This window comes from Leptospira broomii serovar Hurstbridge str. 5399, from assembly GCF_000243715.2.
GTDB lineage: Bacteria > Spirochaetota > Leptospiria > Leptospirales > Leptospiraceae > Leptospira_B > Leptospira_B broomii.
Window position 1 is genome coordinate 219,722 of record NZ_AHMO02000007.1, and the last position, 12,171, is coordinate 231,892.

At 42.1% G+C, this 12,171-nt stretch carries 11 protein-coding genes; 7 read left to right on the plus strand and 4 right to left on the minus strand.

The window, feature by feature from the left end; translation table 11 throughout:
* Nucleotides 1–4: 4 nt before the first annotated feature.
* Nucleotides 5–667, minus strand: a complete 663-nt coding sequence (locus tag LEP1GSC050_RS04385; RefSeq protein ID WP_010568422.1) for a transmembrane-type terpene cyclase — start codon at nt 665–667, stop codon at nt 5–7.
* Between the two features lie 4 nt (nt 668–671).
* Nucleotides 672–1,796, minus strand: a complete 1,125-nt coding sequence (locus LEP1GSC050_RS04390) for an oxygenase MpaB family protein (RefSeq protein WP_020987128.1) — start codon at nt 1,794–1,796, stop codon at nt 672–674.
* A 102-nt stretch (nt 1,797–1,898) separates the two neighbouring features.
* Here LEP1GSC050_RS04390 and LEP1GSC050_RS04395 point away from each other — a divergent pair, with 102 nt between their 5' ends.
* Nucleotides 1,899–3,287, plus strand: coding sequence for an OmpP1/FadL family transporter (locus LEP1GSC050_RS04395; protein ID WP_010568419.1), 1,389 nt, complete (start codon nt 1,899–1,901; stop codon nt 3,285–3,287).
* 20 nt (nt 3,288–3,307) lie between these two features.
* On the opposite strand, the gene LEP1GSC050_RS04400 is transcribed toward LEP1GSC050_RS04395, so the two are convergent.
* Nucleotides 3,308–4,138, minus strand: a complete 831-nt coding sequence (locus tag LEP1GSC050_RS04400; RefSeq protein WP_010568418.1) for a hypothetical protein — start codon at nt 4,136–4,138, stop codon at nt 3,308–3,310.
* A gap of 437 nt (nt 4,139–4,575) precedes the next feature.
* Between LEP1GSC050_RS04400 and epsC the strand changes: the two genes are divergently transcribed.
* The 5 genes from epsC to LEP1GSC050_RS04425 all read left to right on the plus strand — a co-directional run bounded on the left by epsC (nt 4,576) and on the right by LEP1GSC050_RS04425 (nt 10,923).
* Nucleotides 4,576–5,481, plus strand: a complete 906-nt coding sequence (gene epsC / locus LEP1GSC050_RS04405; RefSeq protein ID WP_010568417.1) for a serine O-acetyltransferase EpsC — start codon at nt 4,576–4,578, stop codon at nt 5,479–5,481.
* A gap of 339 nt (nt 5,482–5,820) precedes the next feature.
* Complete coding sequence (locus LEP1GSC050_RS04410) at nt 5,821–6,042, plus strand: DUF2892 domain-containing protein (RefSeq protein WP_010568416.1); 222 nt, start codon at nt 5,821–5,823, stop codon at nt 6,040–6,042.
* Nucleotides 6,039–7,460, plus strand: coding sequence for a TolC family protein (locus LEP1GSC050_RS04415; RefSeq protein WP_010568415.1), 1,422 nt, complete (start codon nt 6,039–6,041; stop codon nt 7,458–7,460). The genes LEP1GSC050_RS04410 and LEP1GSC050_RS04415 overlap by 4 nt, the downstream gene beginning before the upstream one ends.
* A complete protein-coding gene (locus tag LEP1GSC050_RS04420) occupies nt 7,453–10,620 on the plus strand; it encodes an efflux RND transporter permease subunit (protein ID WP_010568414.1) in 3,168 nt (1,055 codons plus the stop codon). Before LEP1GSC050_RS04415 ends, LEP1GSC050_RS04420 begins: the two co-directional genes overlap by 8 nt.
* A 111-nt stretch (nt 10,621–10,731) precedes the next feature.
* Complete coding sequence (locus tag LEP1GSC050_RS04425) at nt 10,732–10,923, plus strand: YgaP family membrane protein (protein WP_010568413.1); 192 nt, start codon at nt 10,732–10,734, stop codon at nt 10,921–10,923.
* A gap of 147 nt (nt 10,924–11,070) precedes the next feature.
* Here LEP1GSC050_RS04425 and LEP1GSC050_RS04430 read toward each other — a convergent pair whose 3' ends face one another.
* Nucleotides 11,071–11,337, minus strand: coding sequence for a metal-sensing transcriptional repressor (locus LEP1GSC050_RS04430; RefSeq protein WP_010568412.1), 267 nt, complete (start codon nt 11,335–11,337; stop codon nt 11,071–11,073).
* 289 nt (nt 11,338–11,626) lie between these two features.
* On the opposite strand from LEP1GSC050_RS04430, the gene LEP1GSC050_RS04435 reads away from it, so the two are divergent.
* On the plus strand, nt 11,627–12,124 hold the full coding sequence (locus LEP1GSC050_RS04435) for an Hsp20/alpha crystallin family protein (protein ID WP_010568411.1): 498 nt from the start codon (nt 11,627–11,629) through the stop codon (nt 12,122–12,124).
* Nucleotides 12,125–12,171: the final 47 nt, after the last annotated feature.

Here is a 12,171-nt window from a genome sequence, read left to right on the forward strand (position 1 = left end):
GTCATTAACTTAATCGTTTAAAATTTATTAAATAATATGAATCGGCGATGAAGCAAAGCACACCTAAAATCAGCACGAAATATTCCGTCGGGAAGTAAAGAAACAAGAAAACCGTAAAAAAAGCGTTCCCGACCAATTTTGCCCAAGAAACCGGATGCGAAAAGAGACTCGGATTTTTCATCCTAATAAACAAAAGAGGATATAACCCCGAAATAAATAAATTCAAAATATACGCCGAATTTGAACCGGTAAACAAATCGTATCCCCCTTTGTGGAACGCGTAAATTAAGGTCCCCCAAGAAATTACGAGAAACGCTAAAAGGAATCGATACCCTATGTCGCTTATAGGAAAGGACAATTGCTTTTTACCGAATCGAATGACATGATAGAAGATGACGACATCAAGAACGAAAGCAAGCCTATATCCCCATAATAAAATGGCTCCCATCGGTTCTTGAATCACAAAACCCCAAAGAAATTCCCAAATAATATTTCCGCAGGCAATGAAAACGGGCATCTCTACGAAATGGGATTTAAACGGCGCAATCACGAGAACGAGATACATATAAGCCCAAAAAATGACTCCGAGAAAGAGCAGAATATTTTCCGCTAGAGTATATCTTCCGAAAAGATCGGGATCCGAAAAAATTTTGTTCAAGAATTCCATCGGTTTATACCCCCCAATTTTCCCGTAACGACGGTGGAATCCAGAAGCGGGCTCGCTTCCCGTCATAATAAAAATGATCCATCGAAAATAGAAGTTTAGACGAGAAAAAGGAAACAAGTTTTCCGAATCCCCTATCCTCATCCAAATGAAAATCAGCATCCACAAAAATTCTTTCAAGGAAGTTCCCAAGCAGATCTTTGGGAGGCCAAGGTAGACCTAAAACTTTAGAAGTATCTTCACCCATGTAGGTTTGTATAAAGTAAAGCGGCAGATTATCGAAAAGATTTCCAGGAAGCATATATTCCATAAAATCAATAAGCGATTGAGTTAAAATCTTACCCGCATCGGACGGTTTTCTTTGGTCTAGAAAAATCGATTCTCCGAACGAATGGGCGTCCGAAAAACTTTCCGGGCAAAGCTCGGGTTTTACTCCTATGAGGTGACCCACGACCCTCCATAAATGAATAAACGAATCTTTCTCTTCCTCGGTTAAAAGAATACTAGATTGGGCTAGACCTTCTATCACTAGGCTTGAAAATGACTGAAGAGTTCCGGCCATATCTTCCTGATTAATAGGTTTGCCTAAGTCGGGATTCCATTCCGGGCTTTGAGAAAGAAAGTAACGAATGGAAGCGTGCATCAGGCGAACTTTTTGGGAAACTCTTATGCCTCGCCCGTTCGGACCTAACCCGTCGGCTTGCAAAACGGAAATAACAAATTGAGTCGTTTCCATTAATCGCCGATTTACGTTGGAAAGGGATCGATTTTGTTCCACTAAGCGACCCGTTCTCAAAAGGACCTGAGCGCCGTCCCCGCAAGAATATGCCATCGGAAGAGACTTAACGCAGAGCATCATTAAAATCTGCCCTCCAAAGCGACTAAATATGCCTTGGGCCTGCCGGATTTTATTCTGATCCGTCCAGTCCGGCAGCACCTCGGTGGTTTCGAAATATTCTTCGAAGTACGGCGGAAGTCCGGGGGGGATCGGATCGGAGTTTTTAGCAAGAAAATCGAAAAAAAGTAATGTCTTCGGTTGATCGAACGCGGATTCATGAAAGAATTTTCTAATAATCTCATCCGCGATCGGATCCGTTTCTTGTCGCAGCGCTCTAAGTTCCTTCGTATCCATCTGCAGTAACTCCAACTCTAGCTTTCTAGGATTGGCAACTGTAATATTCGGATATTAAAAAGAAAGCACTTGTAAAAAAATCCGGAACGAAATCCTTGTTTCATGCCCGCGCTTCAAACTCGAGGAAAACGCCTCTTTTCCCTAATATTCTTATGTATGATATTGACTACTCGAGATCTTCTTTCAGTCGGGATCTTTCAGCCCTCCCATAATGCTCGTTATGGCGGAATGGGCGGAACAAATTTAGCCATAGGCGGTTCACCGATGGACATCGGTACGAATCCCGCCAATTTAGGACTCTCTTCAAAAAAAGAACTGGAATTCGGAGTTTCTTTACCTTACATTCGTTCGGTATATACGGATAAGTTCCAAGATCCCGATCCTAATTTAGCTTATACGAATTCTCAAAATTATAATGTTCTTGCTCCGCTTCCGTACATGGCGATCCGGATTCCTATTTCCGAGAAGTTAACTTATGGCGGCGGTGTCTATGTTCCCGGCGGAGGGAACGGAAACGTTAGCGAATTAAATCGCGCGACACCGAACGGTCAAACTTTTCAAAATTGGTCCGGGCTGAATATTTCAGGTCCGATCGGCGACTCGAGAAGAATTAAGGAATCCTATTCTAGTACGTTTTATGTAGTAAAGAATACTCATGCACTTTCCTATAAAATCGGAAATCTATTGGTCGGGGCCGGAATAGAAGGCATTTACTCGCATCAAATAGCCTATCAAAAATACTATGATCCGACCGGATCGGTGGAACTTCCGGGTCAGGGATTTTACTACAGAAGTCGAAACGCATTCTCCCTAGGCGGAATTTTCGGCCTGACCTATCAACTTACCGAGAATATAAAGGCCGCCTATTCTTACCAGACGTCCGCAAAGCTTCCCTTAGACGGTGATATGCAAGTCGGAGCGAATCCGGGAAGAACAGGCGTCTCCGCAGCTTTCTATCTTCCCGAACGTCACGGACTTGGCGTTTCCTATGGTACGGAAAAGTTTCGTATCGGAATGGACTTCCTTTACTATAATTATAGCTCTTATGTAACGACCTATAAACAAGTGTTAGCCGCCTCTTGGTATCCTACTCCATTCGGAAATACGAATACGATTCCTCAGAATCTGGACTATCATGATGCTTGGGCCGCGGGAATCGGCGGAGAATACGAATCCGATTCTTGGATCTATCGTGCGGGAGCTCGCCATAATACAGGAGTGTTGCGATCCGACGGCACAAATGCTCTTCAAGCCGGAATCATGGTCCAAGATCTCGTTTCGGTCGGTCTCGGCTATAAAAAAGACAAATGGAAATTCGATTTTACCTTTTTATATTATCTACCCGCACGAGTCACCGGACAACTTACTAGCGATTGGACGCTTGTCCACACGGCGTTCGGCCCGACGGACATCAGATTGCAGGAATTTCAGCATTCCTTAAAGTCGGATATTCCCGCCCTAATGTTCGGTGCCAATAGGACTTTTGATTAAAAATCGGAGCGAAAAACGATTCAAGAATTCCTTTTTTTTAACTTCAGAAACAAAATGGAAACCAAACTTACGAAATCGACGATCGGTAACAATAAGATCAAAGGATGCAATAATCCGAACAATACGAAGGTAAGTAAGAAGAAACAAGTGAATACACCTCCGCGAATTCCTGCTGCGATCAAGGGATCCAATCGATATCGCACGGCTATAAAATTATAATATGCAAGAAGTATAATTTGTCCGGCAAGAATATGGATCGGGCCAAAAAGAATTTTGTCGTCCTTCCAACCAAAAAACCTACTATCCGAGAAATGAAAAAATCGTAGAAATCCGTCGGTAAAAAATAAAATCCAAAGCCCCAAACAGAGCAAGTAAACCGCGAACAAGAACCGATTTTTATGTTCGAACTTCAGCTCCTTTCCGATTCGACCTTCGATTTTAGGCATATCGTCCCGCAAAGATTTCCAAGTAATGATGGCGCCTAAAACATCGATCGTTAATTGTACGGTTAGATAAAAGAGAAAAAAGCCTCTGAAAGAACTCGGAGCCGAAGAAGAAGGGCTTAAGAAATAAAATAAAAATGCGACGATCAAATAATAGCCCGCTATAAAAAGTCTGGCAGGAACCGAAGCTGCCGCAAATGAAGTTAACGTCCGGCCTTTCCAATACCATATTGCAAAGATATAATGGAAAAGAGCCAACGCGAGAATAAACAGAATTTCTTGCTTTTCCTCATATGCCGAAAGATAAGCGAATCCCTGCCAGATCAAAATCCAAGTTCCGACGCAAAGATTCCAGAAACTGTTCCATCTTAAAGATCGACTAACTAACGTATGCGACAAAGTTTTCATCGGCGTTTTTTCCTTTCTCTTCGGTCAACCATCTTCCCTTTACGTAAAAAGGATTCAAATATCTTTCATAATCTCACATCTAATTCATGATTTCTTTTCTAAAACGAATTATAGCCTCTAACGAGAAACAGGTTTAGTGTGTTTTCCGTTCCAGTCCAAACCTTTCGTTCTACTCGAAGAAACGACTGACAAAGATTCCGATCGATATACCGTAACCGATTATAGAATTTCAAAATAGGGACTTGGACTCGATTTCTAAAACTCGATTTGCAACCTTGCGGATCATGAAAATCCGAATCATAATCTCTTCTGTACCGGAAAGAATTTAGTCTAATATGCTGAATTAACTCATAAACTAGTTTGAATTTTGTTTACTATTTTTCGTTTTAACGGAATATTATCTATAATAATAGAATACACGTAAGGAGAGATAAACTATGGGTTCAAATGCATTCAATCGGATTTCGGACCGGAGCCAATCCGAGAACCAGCAATATAGAAATTTTCTAGAATCCATCTACCGGAAACAAAATGAGAGTACTCATCGATACGGTGGTCGGCGTGTAGCGAGAAACTTTATTCAGGAATTGTTCAATATCATTTTTGCAGGATATTTCTCCGATCTAACGTTTCGAGATATCGCCCAAGTGGAGGATAGCATAGCGTTATTTATGTCTGAGACTAAAGACAAGCTTCAACCTTACTTGCTTTCGACTTCTTCCTCCAATACTCTTAACGCTACCGACGTACTGACGGATTTTCAAAAGAATCTCCCGAATTTATACGAGCTCATCTGGCAAGATGCATTGGCCGCCTACGAAGGAGATCCTGCCGCAGAAAGCGTAAAGGAAGTCATACTCGCTTACCCTGGTTTTTATGCCATCGCAGTACATCGAATTGCACACGTCCTCCACGGCTTAGGAGTTCCTATCTTTCCAAGAATGTTAAGCGAATACGCGCACGAAAAAACCGGAATCGACATACATCCCGGAGCGGAGATTGGCAGGTCTTTTTTCATGGACCATGGAACCGGAATCGTCATCGGCGGGACTACGATTATTGCCAATAACGTTAAAATCTACCAAGGAGTAACGTTAGGCGCATTGTCAGTAAGTAAAAGTATGGCAAAGTTGAAAAGGCATCCGACGATCGAAGAAAACGTTATTATCTATGCCGGTGCAACCATCCTAGGCGGGGACACAGTGATCGGGCGAAACAGTATCATCGGTGGGAACGCTTGGTTAACGCAAAGCGTTCCGTCCTATTCCATAGTAAATCAGAAAAATGAAGTGCGGGTCCGAAATTCCCAGGAATTAGACAATGTAATCGATTTTTCGATATAAAACCTTCTACCTTTATTATTTTCTTTCCTATTTAAATTTTCTGTCAATTCATAGGGAGGAAGGATCTCATCCTTGCTCTTTCCACCTCCGTCTCGGGAACAACATTTTTAACACGCCCAGTTTCCGAATAGAACACCCCCATGTCGATCGGAGTGAAAATTTTCTCTCTGGAAGACGCATAGAATTCGCAATCGGGCAAATTGGGAATCGAGTCTCAAATTCTTTGTATATTTCACGTTTCGGATAAACGTTCCTTTTTGATTCCGGAATCCGGAAAAAAGTTGACGCTACATATACCCCTATGGGTATATTTTAAATAACATACCTATGGGGGTATATATGCAATCGGGAACTAATTGGCACATCGAACGATTTCTTTTCTTAATCGGCGTATCGATCGGCTTTTTCATTACGCAATGGGGTTATCTATTAAATCTTCTGGTTGCACTGAACATGATTCTATACGCGGGCACAGGTTTCTGCCCGATGGCGTTTCTGCTTAAAAAAATAGGGGTACCTTCAGAATGCGGAATCGCTTCCGGTAGGGAGAAGAAAGAATGAACTCCCTCGTTAGAACCCTCATACTCTTGGGGGTATACCTCGTCGCCCTCTCTCCGACAAAGGCCGACGAGAGTGTCGGCTTTCCGGAAATCTGGGAAAAAGTAAAAACGAATTCACCCTCGATAAAAGCAAAAGCGCTTGAGTTGCGAGCTGCGGAAATCGCGAAGGAAAATTCGGATATGCATTGGCTACCCAGAATCTACACTGATTTAAGAAATTATAATACTAACGATCCGGGATTGAATTTCCAAGGCAAACTCGGACAAAGAGCAGCAAGAGAATCCGACTTCTCCACTCTGAGCGTCCGACAAAGACCTTCCAATTATTTGGACTCCAATAATCTTCCCTATCAAAATTTGAATGCAAATTCCTTAAATATCGCCGCCAAGGATACTTTAAATCATCCGGGTAGCAATACTTATTCCCGAGGAACTCTCGGAATCGACGTGGCTCTCTATGAAGGCGGATCAAAGAGCAATCTCTCGAAAATGAAGCAAAAAATCGTAGAAGGGAATAGGTACGAGGTTTCATATATTCGGAAAAAAGAATACTACGAAGCTGCAGTGGCCTACCAGTCGGTCCGAAACGTGCTCGAAGCGAAGGAAGGGATCGAACGTTTAATTAAGAGAATCGATCAATTTTCTAAGTTCTATAAGATCGGAGCTTCTGGAAATCCGACCGAATACTCCGGCGCCTTAGCTATCAAGTCCCTTAGATTGAAATTAGAGGCAATAAGAGGCGACTACCTATCCAGAGGGCAAGCGGCAATAGAGATGTTAAAGTTACTTAGCGGTTTCCTTCCGGATAAATTTACTCCGTCGGCGGATAATAATATAAACTTTTCCGAGAAATATTTGCCCTACCCGAAATCGGATTCCAACGTTAACACTTCTCTCTCAAACGCCTATTCATCGTATGCCGAAAGCGCGCTCATCGGCGTCGATACTGAGAAAGCTAGGTTTTTACCTAAAGTGGGCGCCTATGCGGAAGCCTATGCATACGACGGAAACCGAAGTACCGCGACATCGTACAATACCGGGATTTACTTACAAATGAATCTATTGAATCCTTCCGACATCGGCGCAGTCAAGGAAGCGAGAACGAAGTCTGACGCCGCTCGGAAAAAAGCGGACGAAATTAGACTAAAGGAAGAAAGCAATTTTCGAGTGCTCCTATTTCAAGAAGAAACGCTGAAAAAGAACATTTTACTAGCGTTGGATTCGCTTAAAACGCAGGAGGAACAGCTCGATTTAAGTCTACGTCTATTCCGGACGGGAACAATACATTCTCTGCAATTAGCGGACGTGTTCGGAAAGACAGCGGAGTCCTTAATTTCGAACGTAAATCTCAACTCTGAATATTTAAAGATCAGAGCCGAGTTAAACATGTACAGTAATTTAGAGAATTATAATGAATAATACGAGAGAAACTCCCTTAGGATTTGCAGGAAAAATTGCGAATCTTTTCATCAATTCGCGCCTTACGCCAGTCATTTCAATCGCGAGCATTCTATTAGGCATACTGGCAGTCACGCTAACTCCGAAAGAGGAAGAGCCTCAAATCTCGGTCCCGATGGTGGACATTCATATCTCAAGTCCCGGTTTCGTCGCAAAAGAGACCGAAAGAAAAGTCGTCGAACCGATAGAAAGAGCCGTTTGGGGCTTAGAAGGCGTTGAATACGTCTACTCTGCCAGTGCAGATCACGGCGCAATTATTACCGTTAGATTTAAAGTAGGTGAACCGTTAGAACCCTCGCTCGTCAAAATACATCATAGTTTGATGGAAATTAAATCCACTCTACCTCCGAACGTTTCGGAACCTACCGTTCGCTCTTACACGATAGACGATGTTCCGTTTTTAGCTCTGACCTTTAGTTCGGAAACAAGAGACGATTATTCCTTAAGATCAATAGTGGCTCCTCTTGCTAGAGAGTTATCTAGTACCCCTGACGTCGCTCGAATGGAATTATTAGGCGGTCGAAAAGAAGCAGTCAGAGTCATCGCGGAACCGGAAAAAATGCAGGTTTATGGATTAAGTATTTCTGATATTGCAAACGGAATCCGCGCAAACCAAGGATTCATGCCTTCTGGCAAAAATTGGGGAAAAGATTTCCTTTATGATATTGAAATCGGAACACCGATCTCGAATGCAAAGCAAGTCATGCTAACGCCCTTGGTTCGACGAGGAGGTAATGTTGTTCGCGTTTCGGACGTAGCGGAAGTGCACGACGGAGCGGAAGAAAAAGTAAGACAATCCTCGATTCTCGATAAATCCTTAGGACCTGACCATCGTAATGCTGTGACTATCTTATTTTCAAAACGGAAAGGAACAGATATATCGAAACTTTCCCGAGAAATACTAGAACGTTCCGAATTTTTCACCAAAGATCTTCCTAAGGATATCGCGATGACGGTGTTAAGGGATTACGGGGCTACGGCAGGCGATAAATCAAGCGAATTGATCGAACATTTGTTGATCGCGACGTTTTCGGTTTCCGTACTGATCGCGGTCTGGATGGGGATTCGAGCGTCATTCGTAGTTTCTATTTCCATTCCGGTCACTCTATCCTTAACTCTCGCTCTTTACTACTTTTTAGGATACACGCTTAACAGAGTGACTCTGTTTGCGCTCATCTTCTCCATTGGAATTTTAGTCGATGATGCGATCGTAGTGGTTGAGAATATCGAGCGACATCTAAAGTTAAAGCCGGGACAGGGAATCGTAAAAACGACTCTGCAAGCGGTATCCGAAGTAGGAAATCCCACAATATTGGCGACATTTACGGTGATAGCCGCAATTTTGCCGATGGCATTCGTGAGAGGATTGATGGGTCCTTACATGAAGCCGATTCCGGTCGGTGCGAGTTTAGCGATGATTCTCTCCTTGCTGGTAGCTTTTATCGTAACTCCCTGGGCTTCCGTTCGATTCTTAAAGTTGCATTCAAAGGTCGAAAAGAAATCCGTCAAAGATTCGAAGCTAAATTTATTGTATGAAAGTTTTACTGCCTGGCTGCTCTATTCCAGGAAAAATGCGATCCTTTTCGGACTTTCGATCATTATCCTTTTACTGGCATCCTTTAGCTTGGTTGCTTTAAAATTCGTTAAGGTAAAAATGCTTCCCTTCGACGACAAAGAGGAGTTCCAAGTATTGATCGACTATGATCCGAAAACTCCTCTCGAAAAAACGACCAAATACACTCGAGTCTTGGCGAATTCTCTTATTGAAAATTCGAATATTCAAAAAATTCAAATCTTCGTCGGAGATCCGGCACCTTTTTCGTTTTCAGGTATGGTCAAGCACAGCTTTTTACGAAACAAGGAGTGGCAGGCTGACTTACATATCGTCCTCAAAAACAAGAACGAAAGGAATAAAAAAAGCCACGATATAATCGAATCATTACGACCTAGTATAACGGATTTCGGCAAACAGAACAACGCAATCACTAAAGTCTTAGAGATACCGCCGGGACCTCCGGTGTTGGCCACATTTGTAGCCGAGGTGTATGCACCGACGGAACAGGAGCGGGAAGATGTCGCGATTGAAATTAAAAAATCTCTCTCCTTGCAACAAGGAGTCGTAGACATTGATTCAAGCTTAAGAGCTCAAAGACCCAGCATCGTTTTCCCGTTCGATTATGTTTCTGCCGGAAATTTAGGAGTTCAAGCCGTAACGATCGCGCAGGCCTCAAATTATGTTTTTCAGGAAACTTCCTTGTCCACCTTATCCGAAACAAGCCGTCCGGAAGATATCGCCATCTCGCTTTCCTTAAAGGATTCAATTAGGGCTTCCAAAACTCCATTTGCAAAACTTAATGTTACTACGTTAGAAAGCGGTTCTATTCGAGCGGATCAAGTATTGGATCAACCGACGATACATGAGAACAGGATTAGAAATCGAAAAAACTTGCGCTCTTTAGAATATGTTACTGCGGAATTTTCAGGAGCGGAAGAATCTCCGGTTTACGGAATTTTAAATCTTTCAGATAAAGTTACGCATCCGACTTTTACTTCGGAGATTCCGTCGGTTTTAAACCAGGCCGTCGTGAAATGGGACGGAGAATGGTTTATAACTTACGAAGTGTTTCGAGATCTGGGTATTTCGTTCGCGATAGTCATGCTGATCATTTACGTACTAGTGCTAGGTTGGTTTCAAGATTATCTGGTTCCTTTAATCATAATGGCACCGATACCGATCTCGCTAATCGGAATTCTACCGGGACATTGGCTTCTCGGCGCATACTTCACTGCCACTTCAATGATCGGATTTATCGCTGGAGCGGGAATTATCGTTCGTAACTCGATTATCCTAGTCGATTTTATCAATACCGAGATATCCAGCGGGGCTCCACTCCGACAAGCGGTTATCAACGCAGGATTGGTAAGATTTAGACCGATGCTATTGACCGCATCTGCCGTGGTCGTCGGAAGTTCCGTAATGTTATTCGACCCAATTTTTCAAGGATTAGCAATTTCATTAATCTTCGGCGAAGTTGCCGCAACGTTACTAAGTCGCTTTGCCATTCCCGCAATCTATTATTGGTTCTTAATGAATCGAGGACACATATCAAAGAAGAATTAACGCAATCGAATATAAAAATAAATAGGATAATTATCAACTGTCTTACTTAAGATTAAAAGTGGAAAATAGATTCTATATCTCTATTGCTTACCATTATAAACGGAGGTTTATATGAAAATCAACGAAGGTAATCTGGATAGGATTTTAAGATTAGTGGCAGGGGTTGCCATTATTGCTTGGGGATTCTTAGCCCAAAATTGGCTAGGAGCAATCGGAATCATTCCGCTTGCCACCGGGTTGATCGGATGGTGCCCGCTCTACTCGGTGCTCCACTTAAATACTTGTCCGGTTAAAAAATCCTGAAAGTCCGATCTTTTACTTGCTGGCCTTACCTTCCGAGGGTTAAGGTTAGCGAGGGCAAGACTCTTGATAACTCCCTTTGGAGATACTCTATCGAATTTTTTACGTGAATTTCGGCTGGACTAGACTCGTTTTCATATAATATTTTTATTATAAAGAAAATGCGGTTTTGATCGCCTTTCTGACATTCTCTTTAATATTCGTGGCCCCCTTCCTTTCTACAAAGCACTTCTCCATATAAGCGTGCATATAAGCTTCGCCGAACTTCTTTAAAGCCTGACTAGCGGCTTTCAATTGCATAAGAGTCTTCTCGCAATCCGTCTCTTCGTCAAAAAGACCCTTTTCAATGGCTTCGAGTTGACCTTTGATCCTGTGAATTCTATGAACTAACTGCGTGCGGACGTCGATTTCCTTCATTATTATATACCCTCATGGGTATAATCAGGGAGAACGGAGATTCGTCAAAGTAAAAACTTTATCTATTTTGAATACATTTATCGGAGCAAATCGTCGGTTCAAATCGATAGCTACAATGATTCTTTAAAATTTTAAACACCTAATCGCAGTGCTTATACTCAATTTTGATAAAAATCATAAAGAAATCGAGATATTTATCATTTTATGGAATTGTGACTTAATGGTATATTATATTAGAAATTCACTTCTGGTAATCGTTAAACAGAAGGAGTAATTGAGGGATAGAAATATGGCAAATGCCGAAGTCAATCAAGTTAAACCGAAGGAAGGAAATGCGGAACACTCTAGATTTCTAGAGCCTTTCCAACAATTCAGTCGTGAGATCGATCGGTCTTTAGAGGATCTCTTTATGGATTTTGGAAATTTTAAACTTTGGGCTAGGCCTACGTTTATGAAAAGCGGCCTTCCAAAAGTAAATCTGAAAGAGAATAAGGAGTCTTATATCTTAGAGGCGGAACTCCCCGGATATAATTCCAAAGAAGTCGAAATCGGAATCAAAGGACATGTCCTAACTTTAAAAGGCGAAAAGAAAGAATCGCACGATGAAAAGAAGGAAGAATACCATCTTCACGAAAGTGTGCATGGAAGTTTCTATCGCTCTTTTAAATTACCCGAATCTGTTCTTGCCGATAAAATAAACGCTTCGATGAAAGACGGAATTCTTACCTTGACTCTTCCCAAGTCGGAAGAAGAAAAAGGTCAGACAAAGAAGATAGAAATAAAATAAAATTGTCCCGTCGGTTAATAGGCCGACGGACTTTAAAATCGACAATA

Excerpts from the sequence above, each read along its gene's own strand:
- LEP1GSC050_RS04385 (WP_010568422.1), bottom strand. The coding sequence starts at position 667 with ATGGAATTCTTGAACAAAATTTTTTCGGATCCCGATCTTTTCGGAAGA.
- LEP1GSC050_RS04390 (WP_020987128.1), bottom strand. The coding sequence starts at position 1,796 with ATGGATACGAAGGAACTTAGAGCGCTGCGACAAGAAACGGATCCGATC.
- LEP1GSC050_RS04395 (WP_010568419.1), top strand. The coding sequence starts at position 1,899 with ATGCCCGCGCTTCAAACTCGAGGAAAACGCCTCTTTTCCCTAATATTC.
- LEP1GSC050_RS04400 (WP_010568418.1), bottom strand. The coding sequence starts at position 4,138 with ATGAAAACTTTGTCGCATACGTTAGTTAGTCGATCTTTAAGATGGAAC.
- epsC (WP_010568417.1), top strand. The coding sequence starts at position 4,576 with ATGGGTTCAAATGCATTCAATCGGATTTCGGACCGGAGCCAATCCGAG.
- LEP1GSC050_RS04410 (WP_010568416.1), top strand. The coding sequence starts at position 5,821 with ATGCAATCGGGAACTAATTGGCACATCGAACGATTTCTTTTCTTAATC.
- LEP1GSC050_RS04415 (WP_010568415.1), top strand. The coding sequence starts at position 6,039 with ATGAACTCCCTCGTTAGAACCCTCATACTCTTGGGGGTATACCTCGTC.
- LEP1GSC050_RS04420 (WP_010568414.1), top strand. The coding sequence starts at position 7,453 with ATGAATAATACGAGAGAAACTCCCTTAGGATTTGCAGGAAAAATTGCG.
- LEP1GSC050_RS04425 (WP_010568413.1), top strand. The coding sequence starts at position 10,732 with ATGAAAATCAACGAAGGTAATCTGGATAGGATTTTAAGATTAGTGGCA.
- LEP1GSC050_RS04430 (WP_010568412.1), bottom strand. The coding sequence starts at position 11,337 with ATGAAGGAAATCGACGTCCGCACGCAGTTAGTTCATAGAATTCACAGG.
- LEP1GSC050_RS04435 (WP_010568411.1), top strand. The coding sequence starts at position 11,627 with ATGGCAAATGCCGAAGTCAATCAAGTTAAACCGAAGGAAGGAAATGCG.